The sequence below is a fragment of the Streptomyces sp. NPDC047130 genome (genome assembly GCF_040643475.1).
Taxonomy (GTDB): domain Bacteria; phylum Actinomycetota; class Actinomycetes; order Streptomycetales; family Streptomycetaceae; genus Streptomyces.
This window is the reverse complement of record NZ_JBEYUK010000045.1, coordinates 1-14,975: the sequence shown is the minus strand read 5'-3', so window position 1 is coordinate 14,975 and position 14,975 is coordinate 1. Positions and strand designations below refer to the sequence as shown.

11 protein-coding genes are annotated in these 14,975 nt (G+C 75.5%); 10 read left to right on the top strand and 1 reads right to left on the bottom strand.

What is annotated here, in order from left to right; translation table 11 throughout:
• Positions 1–110 precede the first annotated feature (110 nt).
• Positions 111–3,908, top strand: a complete 3,798-nt coding sequence (locus ABZ836_RS29480) for a glycosyltransferase (RefSeq protein WP_361147266.1) — start codon at positions 111–113, stop codon at positions 3,906–3,908.
• Positions 3,905–5,482 carry a DUF5719 family protein gene (locus tag ABZ836_RS29475; protein ID WP_361147263.1) on the top strand — a complete coding sequence of 526 codons (1,578 nt, stop codon included), beginning with the start codon at positions 3,905–3,907 and terminating at the stop codon, positions 5,480–5,482. Before ABZ836_RS29480 ends, ABZ836_RS29475 begins: the two co-directional genes overlap by 4 nt.
• 314 nt (positions 5,483–5,796) lie before the next feature.
• Here ABZ836_RS29475 and ABZ836_RS29470 read toward each other — a convergent pair whose 3' ends face one another.
• Positions 5,797–6,249: a metallopeptidase family protein gene (locus ABZ836_RS29470; protein WP_356135549.1), complete on the bottom strand. Its 453-nt coding sequence runs from the start codon at positions 6,247–6,249 to the stop codon at positions 5,797–5,799.
• Positions 6,250–6,403: 154 nt separating this feature from the next.
• Here ABZ836_RS29470 and ABZ836_RS29465 point away from each other — a divergent pair, with 154 nt between their 5' ends.
• From ABZ836_RS29465 to ABZ836_RS29430, 8 genes are all read left to right on the top strand, one after another.
• Entirely contained in the window at positions 6,404–6,775 is a 372-nt protein-coding gene (locus ABZ836_RS29465; RefSeq protein ID WP_356135381.1) for a DUF3499 domain-containing protein, read from the top strand.
• A gap of 164 nt (positions 6,776–6,939) precedes the next feature.
• Positions 6,940–8,556: an L-lactate permease gene (locus ABZ836_RS29460; protein WP_361147260.1), complete on the top strand. Its 1,617-nt coding sequence runs from the start codon at positions 6,940–6,942 to the stop codon at positions 8,554–8,556.
• Positions 8,557–8,723: 167 nt separating this feature from the next.
• Positions 8,724–10,091, top strand: coding sequence for a phosphomannomutase/phosphoglucomutase (locus ABZ836_RS29455; protein WP_356135377.1), 1,368 nt, complete (start codon positions 8,724–8,726; stop codon positions 10,089–10,091).
• Between the two features lie 708 nt (positions 10,092–10,799).
• A complete protein-coding gene (locus ABZ836_RS29450) occupies positions 10,800–10,970 on the top strand; it encodes a Trm112 family protein (RefSeq protein WP_356135375.1) in 171 nt (56 codons plus the stop codon).
• A 66-nt stretch (positions 10,971–11,036) separates the two neighbouring features.
• Complete coding sequence (locus ABZ836_RS29445; RefSeq protein ID WP_356135373.1) at positions 11,037–12,188, top strand: SIS domain-containing protein; 1,152 nt, start codon at positions 11,037–11,039, stop codon at positions 12,186–12,188.
• Between the two features lie 76 nt (positions 12,189–12,264).
• Entirely contained in the window at positions 12,265–13,416 is a 1,152-nt protein-coding gene (gene manA / locus ABZ836_RS29440; protein ID WP_361147255.1) for a mannose-6-phosphate isomerase, class I, read from the top strand.
• Between the two features lie 104 nt (positions 13,417–13,520).
• Positions 13,521–14,489, top strand: a complete 969-nt coding sequence (locus ABZ836_RS29435) for a cation diffusion facilitator family transporter (RefSeq protein ID WP_356135369.1) — start codon at positions 13,521–13,523, stop codon at positions 14,487–14,489.
• A gap of 371 nt (positions 14,490–14,860) precedes the next feature.
• On the top strand, positions 14,861–14,975 hold a 115-nt coding region (locus ABZ836_RS29430), incomplete at its 3' end, for an adenosylhomocysteinase (protein ID WP_361147284.1).

Sequence of the window (14,975 nt, the reverse complement as noted above, 5' to 3'; positions counted from 1 at the left end):
CCGTTAGTGTGGCTCTCCGTCCGAGACGCCACGTGGTCCCCAGCCGAGGCAGCAGCCCCTTGGGAGCGCGGGCGTCCACCGCAGTCCATCGAACCGGGGCCTGTACCTCGATGACCGTGCACAGCCAAACGGCAGCCCACCAGACAGCAGTTCCTCAGGCGGGCGCCACTCCCGAGTTCCCGCGCCACGTGGTCACGGCGGTGCTCGTCGCACACGACGGCGCCCGCTGGCTCCCCGACGCGCTCGCGGGGCTGCTCGGCCAGGAGCGTCCGGTCCAGGACGCCTTCGCCGCCGACACCGGCAGCGCCGACGACTCCGCGCGCCTGGTCACCGAGGCGCTCGGCCCCGACCGCGTGCTGCACCTCGCCCGCCGCACCGGCTTCGGCCAGGCCGTCGACGAGGTTCACCGGACGGCGCCCGTCCTCACCCCCGAGGACCTGCCCTACCTCAAGCGGCCCAGCGGCTGGGACCCGGCCACCCGCTCCTGGCGGGACGAGGCCTACGACCTGCCCGACCTGCCGCACGGACAGCCGGTGCAGTGGCTCTGGCTGCTCCACGACGACTGCGCCCCGGCCCCGGACGCGCTCGCCCACATGCTGGCCGTCGTCGAGCGTGAGGCCGAACTCGGCCGCGAGGTCGCCGTCGTGGGCCCCAAGCTGCGCGGCTGGTACGACCGCCGCCAGCTCCTCGAGGTCGGCGTCACCATCGCCAACAGCGGCCGCCGCTGGACGGGCCTGGACCGCCGCGAACAGGACCAGGGCCAGCACGACTTCGTCAAGCCCGCCCTCGCCGTCTCCACGGCCGGCATGCTCGTCCGCCGCGACGTCTACGAGCAGCTCGGCGGCTTCGACCGCAGGCTGCCCCTGATGCGCGACGACATCGACCTGTGCTGGCGCGCCCAGGCCCTGGGCCACCGGGTCCTCGTCGCCCCCGAGGCCGTCGTCCGGCACGCCGAGGCCGCCTCCCGCGAGCGCCGCGACGTCGACTGCGTGGGCCGCACCGTCGCCTCCCCGCACCGCGTGGACAAGGCCGGCGCCGCCTACACCCTCCTCGTCAACAGCCCCGGCTCCGCGCTGCCCTGGGTGCTGCTGCGCCTGGTCGTCGGCACGGTGCTGCGCACCCTCGGCTACCTCGTCGGCAAGCTGCCCGGACAGGCGCTCGACGAGATCCGCGGCCTGCTCGGCGTCCTGCTGCGGCCCGAGCGGATCCTCGCCGGCCGCCGCCGCAGGGGCCGTCCGGCCGTCGGCAAGGACGAACTGCGGGAGCTCTTCCCGCCGCGCGGCGCCACCCTCAGGGCCACCCTGGAGCAGGCGGCGGGCAGCCTCACCGGCCGCTCCGACCCCGAGGCCACCACCGGCGCCGGCCGGCACGGCGGCGGCGGGGACGCCGGCGACGACGACCGGTTCGTCCAGCCCGAACAGCACGCCCGCCTCAAGCGCATCGCCCGCAACCCGGCCCCGGTGCTCTTCGCCGTGCTGCTGCTGGCCTCGCTGATCGCCTGCCGCTCGCTGTTCTCCGGCGGCGCGCTGGCCGGCGGCGCCCTGCTGCCCGCCCCCGGCAGCGCCTTCGACCTCTGGGCCTCCTACACCTCCGCCTGGCACGCGGTCGGCGCCGGCGGCACCGGCGCCGCGCCCCCGTACCTCGCGGTGATCGCCGCCCTCGGCACGCTCCTCGGCGGGTCCGCGGGCCTCGCCGTGACGGTCCTGCTGGTCTGCTCGGTGCCGCTGGCCGGCCTGAGCGCCTACTTCGCCTCCCGCCCCCTGGTCCCCTCCCGGCTGCTGCGCGCCTGGGCCTCCGTGGTCTACGCGTTCCTGCCCGCCGCGACCGGCGCCCTGGCCGGCGGCCGTCTCGGCACCGCCGTGCTGGCGATGACGCTGCCCCTGATGGCCCGCGCCGCGGTCGCCGCGAGCGGCCTGACCGCCCGCGGCGACGCCCGCGGCACCTGGCGCGCCACCTGGGCGTACACCCTGCTGCTCACCCTCACCACGGCGTTCACGCCCATCGTGTGGCCGATCGCCCTGGTCCTGGGCCTCGGCGTGCTCGCGCTGCGCCGCCGCGACCTGGTCCCGTACGCGCTGCGCCTGGTCGCCCAGCTCGGCACGCCGCTGCTGGTGCTGGCGCCCTGGTCGCTCTCGCTGCTGCCCACCGGCTTCTTCACCGAGGCCGGCATGGACTTCGGCGGCGGCGCCGCCTCGCCGCTGGACCTGCTCGGTGCCAGCCCGGGCGGTCCCGGCACGGTCGGCGGCCTGCTGCTGATCGGCGTGGTGCTGGCCGCGCTGGCCGCCCTGGTGCGCGACGAGCGCCGCGCCCCGGTCGCCGCCGCCTGGATCGTCGCCCTGACGGCCCTGCTCTTCGCCGCCCTGTCCAACGCCTCCGCCTGGGCCGGCCCGGCCACCCTGGTGTACGGCCTGGCGCTGCTGTGCGCCGCCGCCGTCGGCGCGGACGGCGCGCGGTCCCGGGTCGCCGAGCAGAGCTTCGGCTGGCGTCAGCCGGTGGCCGCCCTGATCGCGCTGGCCGCCGCCGTCGGCCCGCTGATCGCCGCGGTCGGCTGGATGGTCGCCGGCGCCGAGGGCCCCCTGGAGCGCCGCGACCCGGTGCAGGTGCCCGCCTTCGTCGCCGAGGAGAGCGGCGACGACGACCAGGCCCGCACGCTGGTCCTGGACAGCACATCCCCGGCGCACGTCGGCTACACCCTGGTCCGCGGCTCCGGCGCCCGCCTCGGCGACGCCGACGTGGCGGCGGCCATGGGGGACAACGAGCTCCTCGACAAGGTGGTCGCCCACCTGGTCGCCGGTTCCGGCGCCGACCAGACCGACGAGCTCGGCGACTTCGCCATCCGCTACGTCCTGGTCCGCCCCGGCGCCCCCCGCGAGATCACCCGCGTGCTGGACGCCACGCCCGGCCTCAGCCGGCTCAGCCAGCAGGACGGCAGCGGCCTGTGGCGCCTGGACCGTGAGGTCTCCCGCGCCGTGGTCCTGCCCTCCGCGGACGCCCCCGCGGGCAAGGCGGACCCGGTGCCCGCCGGCCCGGTCGAGGTCACCGGCAAGATCCCGGCCGGCCCCGAGGGCCGCGTCCTGCGCCTCGCCGACACCTTCGACGACGGCTGGACGGCCACCGTCGACGGCGTGGAGCTGACCCCGGTCGAGCTCGACGGCTGGGCCCAGGGCTTCGAACTCCCGCCGGGCGGCGGCGCGCTGGAGGTCACCCACGACAGCTCGCTGACGCACACGCTGTGGCTCGGCGCGCAGGCACTGCTCGGCCTCACGCTGATCGTGCTCGCCCTGCCGGGCCGCCGTCGCGACATCGACGACGACCTGCCCGAGGAGGCCCCCGCGATCACCGCGGAGGACCTGGAGGGCGACAGCCGCCGGGCCCGCCGTCTGCGCGCCCAGGCCGAGGCCGAGGCGGCCGCCCAGGGCGCGGCCGTCCCGCGCCAGCAGGCGGACGAGCCCGCCGCGGCCGACGCCCCTGCCGACGGGGGCCGGGACGAGCCCGCGCCGGCCGAGGAGGCCTACGCGGCCGCCGCCCAGGCGCAGGCCGCCCAGGCGCAGGCCGCCCAGGGCCGTAGCGGCTACGACAACGGCGGCTGGCCCGCCGAGTCCTACGACCCGTACGGGTACGGCGCCACCGGTGACGCCTCCGGCGCGGGCGGCGGCGGGTACAGCGGCCCCTACGGCGACTTCGTGGCCGGGGACGCGTACACCCCCGGCCCCGGCGCGCAGGGCCACCCCGGCGGCCAGGAGCAGGCCGCGCAGGAGTACGGCGGGCAGCAGGGCCACGGCGGGCAGCAGGGCCACGACGGCCGGTACGGCCACGCGTACGGCGAGGAGTACGGCCGCGACGAGTACGGCCGACAGCAGTACGGCCACGACTACGGCAACGAGCGTCCCGACGGGAGCCAGCAGTGAACCGCACCATGTCCCTGATCGCCGGCGCGGTCGCCCTGGCCGCCGTCACGGGCGTCGCCGTGCTGACCGCCCCCGAGCCGCAGACCGCGGTGACGGCCGGGGCCACGGCCGCCGAGCAGCCCGTGGAGCGCACCAAGCTGCTCTGCCCGTCGCCCAGCCGCGCGGACATCGCCGACACCGTCCACACCGCCTTCACCCCGGTCACCGAGGGGGCCGCGGAGGGCGGCACCGCCGAACTCCTGGCCGCAGCGGCGTCCTCCTCCGCCTACGAGGGGGACGAGGACGCCGACGACCAGGCGGACGCCGGCGCCGAGGAGACCGAGCGGCCCGATGCGTCCGAGGAGCCCGAGGACCCGGACACGGCCGCGCAGAAGCCCTCCGGCAAGCCGGTACTCAAGCTCAAGGAGCCCGGCACGCCCGTGGCCCGCGAGACCTCCGGCGGCGAGGAGCCCGCGCTGCTCGGCACCGCCGACGGCCGCTTCGCCCCCGGCTGGACGGTCCAGCAGACCACCTCGGTCGCCGTCGGCACGGGCCGCGGCCTGCACGGCACCGCCTGCGGCGTTCCGGACACCGACTTCTGGTTCCCGGGCGCCAGCACCGCCGAGTTCCGCACCGACTACGTCCACCTGACCAACCCGGACGACAGCGCCGCCGTGGTCGACATCGAGCTCTTCGGGCCCGAGGGCCAGCTCGAGACGTCCATCCCCGACGGCATCACGGTTCCCCCGCTGGGCACCGAGCGGGTCCTGCTCTCCACGCTCACCGACCAGCCGCTGCCGGACGTCACCGCGCACGTCAGCGTCCGCAGCGGCCGGGTCGGCGCCCAGGTGCAGGCGCTGGACACCGGCAGCGGCGGCGACTGGATCGCCCCCGCCGCCGAGCCCGCCGGCTCGCTGGTGCTGCCCGGCATCCCCGAGGACGCCACCTCGGTCCGCCTGATCGCCTACGCGCCCGGCGACTCGGACGCCGACCTGGCGCTCCGCCTCGCCTCGCCGTCCGGGGCGATCACCCCGGCCGGCCACGAGTCCCTGCACGTCAAGGCGGGCATGACCGCCTCCATGGACCTCAAGGACGTCACCCGCGGCGAGCCCGGCTCGCTGCTGCTCACCCCGACCGGGCGCGACATCCCGGTGGTGGCGGGGCTGCAGGTGGTCCGCGGCAAGGGCACCAAGCAGGAGACCGCGTTCATCCCCGCCGCCGCCCCCGTCACCACCCGCGCCACCGCCCTCGGCAACACCGCCAAGGGCACCACGCTCTCCCTGGTGGCCCCGACCGCGGACGCCAAGGTCAAGGTCACCTCCTCGGCCGGCACCGACGGCGGCAAGGGCACCTCGAAGACGTACGAGCTGAAGCGGGGAACCACCACCGCCGTGGAACTGCCCGTGCCCAGCGGCCTCGAGGGCACCTACGCCCTGGTGATCGAGCCGGTCTCGGGCGGCCCGGTGTACGCCGCGCGCACCCTCACCCGGAACCTGGGCGGCATCGCCGGATTCACGGTGCAGACCCTCCCCGACGACCGCGGCCGGGTCGCCGTGCCGACGGCCGAGCAGGACCTGACGGTGCTGCAGGACTGACGCCCCGCCGGCCGGCCGCGCCGCCAGGAGACCGCCCCCGCCGCGCCCCGTGCCCCGGACCCCGCCCGGAGGTCCGGGGCACGGGCGTTCCCGGTCCGGCCCCCGGGCTTCCGGCCCCCGGGGCCTCCGGGCACCGGGCTTCCGGCCCCGGGCTTCCGGTCCCGGTCCCGGGGCCTTCGGTCACCTGGCTTCCGGCCCCCGGGGCCTCCGGGCACCGGGCCTCCGGCCTCCCGGTCCGGGCCCCGTGCGCCGGTCTCACCCCTTGTGCGTCGGCCCGGGCCCCCGCGCGCCGGCCGAGGGTCCCGCGCGTCGGCTCAGTCCTCGTCGTCGTACCGGGGGTCGACCGCCTCCGGGGTGAGCCCGAGGAGGTCGGCGACCTGTTCCACCACCACCTCGTGCACCAGCGCGGCCCGTTCCTCACGGCCCTTGCTGCGGATCTCCACCGGGCGCCGGTAGACCACCACCCGGGCGGGCCGGCCGTCCCGGCCGGGAACCGTGCCGCCCAGCGGCACGGCCTCGTCGTTCCAGGAGTCGCCGGGGCCGGGCGCGGGCGGCACCTCCAGCACCAGGAAGTCGACCTCGGCGAGCTGCGGCCAGCGCCGCTCCAGCCGTTCCACCGAGTCCTGCACCAGGTCGGCGAAGAGCTCCGCACGGCTCGCGGCGAGCGGCACCTGCGGAGGCGCGATCGGGCCGCGCATGCCGCGGCCGTGGCGGTCCCGCCGACGGGGGCCGGGGCCCGTCGGGAGGGGCGGTACGGGGTTCTCCATCACCGGTGCAGCGTAATCGCCCCGGGTCCGTCCCGCCCGCCCGCGCGGCGCGTCCCGGTTCTCCCCATTTGCCGCGTGTGTCGCCGCGACACGGGAGGGTGACCTAGGGGAGAGTCGTCGCGGCCCGCTCAAGAGTGCGGTACCGTCCATCGTCGTGAGCCCTGTACGTCGCTGTTCGCGCACCGCCTGCGGCCGACCCGCCGTCGCGACGCTGACGTACGTCTACGCCGACTCGACCGCGGTCCTCGGCCCGCTCGCCACCTACGCCGAGCCCCACTGCTACGACCTGTGCGCCGAGCACTCCGAGCGCCTCACCGCCCCGCGCGGCTGGGAGGTCGTCCGGCTCCTCGACGGCTCGGCCCCCGCCCGTCCCACCGGTGACGACCTCGAGGCCCTCGCCAACGCCGTGCGCGAGGCCGCCCGCCCGCAGGAACGCGCCGCCGAGGGCGGCGCCGCCCGGCCCGGCGACCCGATGGAGGGCGCCCGCCGCGGCCACCTCCGCGTCCTGCGCTCGCCCGAGAACTGACGCCCCGTCCGGCATCCGGCACACCGCCGCCGTGCGGTGACCGTGTGCGTGCACACCCCACCAATCTCCTCACGCATGCCCGTTGACGCACACACGTCAACCGCACCACGATGCCTCCACCCGTGCGAAACCACTTTCCGCATCACGGAATCCGGGAGGCGTTCGTGTACGTCCAGGAACTGGAACCGGTCGGCGGATCGCTGGGGCTGTCGGCACTCGTGGCCGCTCTCCCGCTGGTCATCGTCCTGGTGCTGCTCGGCGGGGTGAGGATGAAGGCCCACCTGGCCGGTCTCGTCGGACTGGCCGGAGCAGTCCTGGTCGCGCTGTTCGCCTACGGGATGCCGCTGGGACAGACGGTCTCCGGAGCGGTCCAGGGCGCGGCCTTCGGCCTCTTCCCCATCATGTGGATCGTCGTCAACGCCCTGTGGGTGTACCGGATGACGGTGCGGACCCGGCACTTCGACATCCTGCGCCGCTCCTTCGGACGGCTCTCCGACGACCCCCGCATCCAGGCCCTGGTCGTCGCCTTCTGCTTCGGGGCGCTCCTGGAGGCCCTGGCCGGCTTCGGCGCGCCGGTCGCCATCTGCGCCGTGATGCTGGTCGCCCTCGGCTTCGACCCGGTACGGGCCGCGGTGGTCGCCCTGGTCGCCAACACCGCCCCGGTCGCCTTCGGCGCCATGGGCACCCCGGTGGTCACCCTGGCCCAGGTCACCGGCCTCGACCTGGACACCGTCGCCTCGGTGGTGGGCCGTCAGACGCCGTTGCTGGCGCTGATCGTGCCGCTGGTCCTGGTGGGCCTGGTCGACGGGAGGCGCGGACTGCGGGAGACCTGGCTGCCCGCCGTGGTGTGCGGAGTCGCCTTCGCGGTCGCCCAGTTCGCCGCCTCCAACTACGTCTCCGCCCAGCTCGCCGACATCGCCGCCGCCCTGGCCGGCGCCGGCGCCCTGCTCCTCGTGCCCGGCGCGCGCAGGGCCGCCGCCCCCGAGGTCCGCGAGAAGGTGCTCACCGGCACCCGCAGCGACGACCTCGACGTGACCGACGACCGCCGCGAGGTGGTCCGCGCCTACGCCCCCTACGCGCTGATCGTGCTGATCTTCTCCCTCGCGCAGATCCCGCCGGTCAAGGAACTCCTGGCCAAGGCCACCCAGGTCTACGACTGGCCGTTCCTGGACGTCGCCGCCCCGGACGGCGAACCGGTGGGCGGCAACCTGTTCAGCTGGCCGATCCTCGCCACCGGCGGCACCCTGGTACTCCTCGCCGGCCTCGTCACCGCCGTGGTGATCGGGGTCAGGGCGGCCGACGCGGTCAAGGAGTGGGCGGCCACCGTCCACGAACTGCGGTTCGCCATCCTCACCGTGACCAGCGTGCTGGCCCTCGCCTACGTGATGAACCTGTCCGGCCAGGCCGCCACCATCGGTCACTTCGTCGCCGCGGCCGGCGCCGGACTCGCCTTCCTCTCCCCGGTGCTCGGCTGGTTCGGCGTCGCCGTCTCCGGTTCCGACACCTCGGCCAACGCCCTGTTCGGCGCGCTCCAGGTGACCGCCGCCCAGCAGGCCGGCCTCTCGCCCGACCTCCTCGCCGCCGCCAACAGCTCCGGCGGCGTCCTCGGCAAGATGATCTCCCCGCAGAACCTCACCATCGCCTGCGCCGCCGTCGGCCTGGCGGGCAAGGAGGGCGACCTGCTCCGCAAGGTCCTGCCCTGGAGCCTGGGCCTGCTGCTGGTGATGTGCCTGATCGTTCTCGGACAGAGCTCGCCGGTCCTTAACTGGATGCTTCCCTGACGGGGCGTCGGCCTCCACACCGCCCACCAGCAGCGCACGGCCACCCACCAGCACCGCACGGCCTCCCGCCGGTCCGCCGTCGCCCGGACGGCGGGCCGGTCGCACGGTGTGGCGAAAAGGGCGGAGGGTAACTTGGGGTCATCAGCCGACTTCCAGGAGGACAGGCCGTGGCCGTAGATCTGTCGCAGCTCGTGAAGGCGTACGACGTGCGCGGTGTGGTGCCGGACCAGTGGGACGAGCCCATGGCCGAGCTCTTCGGCGCCGCCTTCGTCGACGTCGTGGGCGCCAGTGCGATCGTCACCGGGCACGACATGCGCCCCTCGTCGCCCGGTCTGTCCCGCGCCTTCGCGCGGGGGGCCGCCGCCCGCGGTGCGAACGTCACCGAGATCGGCCTCTGCTCCACCGACCAGCTCTACTACGCCTCCGGCGCGCTCGACCTGCCCGGCGCGATGTTCACCGCATCGCACAACCCGGCGCAGTACAACGGCATCAAGATGTGCCGCGCGGGCGCCGCCCCGGTCGGCCAGGACACCGGTCTCGCCGAGATCCGCGCCCTGGTCGAGGGCTGGTCCGAGACCGGCGGCATCCCCGAGGTCGCCGAGCGGCCGGGCCGGATCACCCAGCGGGAGACCCTCGACGACTACGCCGCCCACCTGCGGTCCCTCGTCGACCTCACCAAGATCCGCCCGCTGAAGGTCGTGGTCGACGCCGGCAACGGCATGGGCGGCCACACCGTCCCGACCGTCCTCGGCGGCCTGCCGCTCGACGTCGTCCCGATGTACTTCGAGCTGGACGGCACCTTCCCCAACCACGAGGCCAACCCGCTCGACCCGGCCAACATCGTCGACCTCCAGAAGCGGGTCCGTGAGGAGGGCGCCGACCTCGGCCTCGCCTTCGACGGCGACGCCGACCGCTGCTTCGTGGTCGACGAGCGCGGCGAGCCGGTCTCCCCGTCCGCGATCACCGCGCTGGTGGCCTCCCGCGAGCTGGCCAAGCACGGCGGCGAGGGCGTCGTCATCCACAACCTGATCACCTCCTGGTCCGTCCCCGAGGTCGTCAAGGAGTGCGGCGGCACGCCGGTCCGGACGCGGGTCGGCCACTCCTTCATCAAGGCGGAGATGGCGAAGTCCGGCGCCATCTTCGGCGGCGAGCACTCCGCCCACTACTACTTCCGCGACTTCTGGAACGCCGACACCGGCATGCTGGCCGCGCTGCACGTCCTCGCCGCGCTCGGCGGGCAGGACGGCACGCTGTCCGAGCTGGTCGCCCAGTACGACCGGTACGCGGCGTCCGGCGAGATCAACTCCACCGTGGACGACCAGGCGGGACGCCTCGCCGCCCTCAAGGAGACCTACCAGGGGCGTGAGGACGTCACCCTCGACGAGCTCGACGGCCTCACCGTCACCGCCGCCGACTGGTGGTTCAACGTCCGCCCGTCCAACACGGAACCGCTGCTGCGCCTCAACGCCGAGGCCCGCGACGAGGCCACCGTCGCCCGCGTCCGCGACGAGGTCCTCGCCGTCATCCGCGGCTGAACCACCCCCGGTCGCGGGCGCCCGAGCCACCCACGGCGACCAGGACCGGGGCGGGGCGCCCCATCCCCACCCCTGGCGGCACCGCAGCGCGACCGCGCGCCGGTGCCGCCAGGGCGGCACGGCGGCGACTCCCCCTGCGGGACCGCCAGGGGCATGCGTGACGGCCCCGTCCCGGACCTTGTCGCAGGGGTGCGGCGGCGGCATCGTCCGGCACCGGCGAGTGAACCCCCGCCACGTGCCCCGCCCCGGACCCGCCGGCGGAACCCGCGCCGGGCACCCCGGAGCGCCACCGCGACGGACACCACCGGCGGAGAGCCCCACGAGCACCGCCACCCGGCACCGCAACGAGCCCCCGCAGAACCGCCCTCCCGGCCCCGGTGGCTGGCCCAGGCGGTGCCCCCCCGTTCCGGCACGGGCGGCGGATCAGCGCGGGGACCCCGCAGCGGACCCGCGACGGCCTCGCAGAGTCACCCGCTCCGGCCCGGAGCGGCTGACCCAGGCGGCGACCCCTGCACCTGGCGCCGGCGGCGCAGCAGCGCGGGCGACCCCGCAGCGGGTCCGCTCCGGACCCCACGGCGCGACCGGTGGCGAACCCCCGCCGCGGCCTCGGCGGGGAACCCCGCGGCGCGACCCCCGCGGCCGCGCCTCTGCCCCGCGGCCGACCGGGTACGCTGACGTGGCCCTACAGACCCACCCCCGGAGGACACCATGCCGCTCGAACCCGGCCTCCTCGAGATCCTCGCCTGCCCGGCATGCCACGCTCCCCTGGAGGAGCGGGACACCGAACTCGTCTGCACCGCCGAGGACTGCGCCCTGGCCTACCCCGTCCGCGACGGCATCCCCGTGCTGCTCGTCGACGAGGCCCGCCGCCCCGCCTAGTCCCGGCCGGGCGAGACGGCCGCACCGCGACCCGACGACACCACCCGGCGCCGGAGGCTCCCCGCCATGTTCGACGAATCGCTGCTCGACGACCCCGACGGCCTCGCCACGGCGGACCGGCGCCTGCTGCTCCGCGGCGCCGCCGAGGCGGGCGCGCGCGTGCGGATAGCGCTCCGCAACGCGGACGAGGCCGGCGTCCCGGGCCTGCGCCCCGACGGCCGCCCCCGCGCCGTACTGATCGCCGGCCCCGGTGCGGCCGCCACCCACACCGCCGACCTCCTCGGCACCCTGGCCGGCCCCGGCAGCCCCGTGACCCGCCTGGCCCCCACCGGAGTCGCCCCCGCGCCGGGCGCCCTGCGCTGGGACCTCCCCGGCTGGGCCGGCTCCCAGGACCTCCTCCTGATCGCCACCCCCGCCGGCACCGAACCCGGCCTCTCGCTCCTCGCCGAGCAGGCCTACCGCCGCGGCTGCACCGTCGTCGCCGTCGCCCCCCGCCGCAGCCCGCTGGCCGACTCGATCGGCGTCTCCCGCGGCCTGTTCCTGCCCATGGCGCCCGTCCACCAGGTCGGAGACCAGGGCGGCGACCAGGACACCCCGGTGACCCTCACCGCCTCCGCCCCCGGTGTGCTCTGGGCCCTGCTCACCCCGCTGCTCGCCCTCCTGGACCGCACCGGCGTCCTGCACGCCCCGCCCGGCACGCTGCAGAAGGTCGCCGACCGCCTCGACGCCGTCGCCGAGCGCTGCGGCCCCGCCGTGCCGGCCTACGGCAACCCCGCCAAGACCCTCGCCGCCGAACTCGCCGAGTCCCTGCCCGTCGTGTGGACCGAGGGCGAGTCCGCCGGCCCGGCCGGACGCCGGTTCGCCGCCGCCCTCGCCGAACTCGCCGGCCGCCCCGCCGTCGTCGCCGAGCTGCCCGAGGCACTGGACGCGCACAGCACCCTGCTCTCCGGCCCCCTCGCCGCCGGCGGCGACCCGGACGACTTCTTCCGCGACCGCGTGGAGGAACCGCAGGCCCTGCGCGCCCGGATCGTCCTCCTGCGGGACCGCCCCACCGGCGGCCTGAGCGCCGCACCGGCCGCCCGGGACCTGGCCCTCGGCCACGACACCCCGGTCAGCGAACTGGAACCGCAGGACGGCGAGGAACTGGAGACCCTGGCGGAACTGATCGCCATCACCGATTTCGCCGCCGTTTACCTGGCGCTCGCCTCGGGTGTCTGAGCTGGAGCCGACACACCGCACCCGCCCCGGAACCCCCGGCGCAGGGGACACGCCGAGACATCCGGAGACGAAGGGCATGGACCTCCTCACCAACACCATCCGCCCCTACGCCTGGGGCTCCACCACCGCGCTCGCCGAACTCGTCGGCGAGCGGCCCACCGGTGAGCCGCAGGCCGAGATGTGGATGGGCGCCCACCCGGGCGCGCCCTCACGCACCCCGCGCGGCAGCCTGCCCGACGTGATCGCGGCCGACCCGGACCGCGAACTGGGCGCCGCGACCGTCGCCCGCTTCGGCCCCCGGCTGCCGTTCCTGCTCAAACTGCTCGCCGCCGCCCGGCCGCTGTCGCTGCAGGTCCACCCCGACCTCGTCCAGGCCCGGCAGGGCTACGAGGACGAGCAGCGCCGAGGCATCCCCGTCGACGCCCCGCACCGCAACTACAAGGACGCCAACCACAAGCCCGAACTGATCTGCGCGCTCACCGACTTCGAAGGCCTCTGCGGATTCCGGCCCGCCACGGAGACCGCCGACCTGTTCGAAGGCCTCGGCGTCCCCGGCCTCGCCCCGTACGTCGAGGCCCTCCGCACCCTCCCCGAGGCGGACGCGCTGCGCGAGGTGTTCACCGCGATCCTCACCGGCGACGGCGAGGAGACCGCCCGCACCGTCGCCGCCACCGCGGACGCCTGCGCGCGCCTCGCCGGCCGGTACGAGGTCTACGCCCGGATAGCGGCGCACTGCCCCGGCGACCGCGGCGTCCTCGCCTCGATGCTGCTGCACCACGTCCGCCTCGCGCCCGGCGAAGCGCTCTACCTGTCCGCCGGCGTCCCGCACGCCTACCTCCGCGGCCTGGGCGTCGAGCTGATGTCCACCTCCGACAACGTGCTGCGCTGCGGCCTCACCCCCAAGCACGTCGACGTCCCCGAACTGCTGCGGGTGGTCCGCTTCGAGTCCTGCGGCGCCGAGGCACTGCGCCCGCGGGCCCTCCCGGACGGCGAGGAACTGTACGAGACGCCCGTGGACGAGTTCCGCCTCTCCCGCCACCGGCTCTCCGGCGCCGCCCCCACCGCCGACCTGACCCGGCCCGCGCCGCAGGTGCTGCTCTGCACCGAGGGCGCCGTCCGCGTCGGCGAACTCAAGCTCGCCCCCGGCGCGTCCGTGTTCGTGCCGGCCGGAGAAAGAACCGAAGTGTCCGGGAGCGGAACGCTTTTCCGGGCAACCGTGTCCTGCTGAGGACCGCGCGGAGGCACGGACGCCGCCCCTCGGGGGCGGCGGACTGCAACAATGCCGACGGTCAACGGATGTGACGGCTGAGCAGGAAGGAACCACGCGAACTCATGAGCGCGTCAGGCGGAACCAAGGCGATCGTCGCGGCACTGGCCGCGAACCTGGCGATCGCGGTAGCTAAGTTCGTGGCGTTCCTCTTCAGCGGTTCGTCCTCGATGCTGGCGGAGAGCGTCCACTCGCTGGCCGACTCGGGCAACCAGGGCCTGCTGCTCGTCGGCGGCAAGAGGGCCAAGCGCGAGGCCACCCCGCAGCACCCCTTCGGCTACGGCCGCGAGCGCTACATCTACGCCTTCCTCGTCTCCATCGTCCTCTTCTCCGTCGGTGGCATGTTCGCCCTGTACGAGGGCTACGAGAAGATCAAGCACCCGCACGAGCTGAAGCACTGGTACTGGCCGGTCGGCGTGCTGGTCTTCGCGATCATCGCCGAGGCCTTCTCCTTCCGGACCGCCATCAAGGAGTCCAACGCGGTCCGCGGCGGCCTCTCCTGGTCGCAGTTCGTGCGCCGCGCCAAGGCCCCCGAGCTTCCGGTCGTCCTGCTGGAGGACCTCGGCGCGCTGGTCGGCCTGATCCTCGCCCTCGGTGGCGTCGGCCTCGCCGTCCTGACCGGCAACGGCGTCTGGGACGGCGTCGGCACCCTCTGCATCGGCGCCCTGCTCATCGTGATCGCCGTCGTGCTCGCCGCGGAGACCAAGTCGCTGCTGCTCGGCGAGGCCGCGGGCCTCGAGGAGGTCCGGAAGATCGAGTCCGCCGTGGTCGACGGCGACACCGTGCCCCGCCTCATCCACATGCGCACGCTGCACCTCGGCCCCGAGGAGCTCCTCGTCGCCGCCAAGATCGCGGTGAAGGCCGAGTCCTCCGCGGCCGAGATCGCCTCCGCCATCGACGCCGCCGAACAGCGCGTCCGCGCGGCGGTCCCGATCGCCCGCGTCATCTACCTCGAGCCCGACATCTACAGCGAGGCCGCCGCGGCCGCCGGCGCCGACCCCGAGGCCAGCCCCGGCGGCGGCCCGTCCCACTGACGCGACCCCGCCTCCCCAGGGCCCGCCCCGGCACCTCGCCGGGGCGGGCCCTTTTCCGTTCCCCCCTCCGCCACATCCCCACGGCCCGTGCCGCCGCGTTTCCGGCGGACCGGGGCCCTTCTTCCCGGTGGACTGGGGCCCGACCGGCCCACCGGTGTAGCTTGGGACGGAGCCAGACGTCGCTGCTGATGGCGGTCGGGCGGCTCCGCGCGGTGAGCGACGGAACCGGCCGAGGGAGAGAGGGCCTCCGACGGACTGCGCTGCGCGCGCGGGGGCACACTCGTGCCCGCCGGACACACCCGTGCCCGGACACGCCGCCGCGCAGACCAGCCGTATTCGACCTCGACCCTATTCGCGAGGAGCAGCACTTCATGACTGTCGACAACCGACAGGACTTCAAGGTCGCCGACCTGTCCCTGGCCGAGTTCGGCCGCAAGGAGATCTCCCTGGCCGAGCACGAGATGCCCGGTCTGATGGCGATCCGCA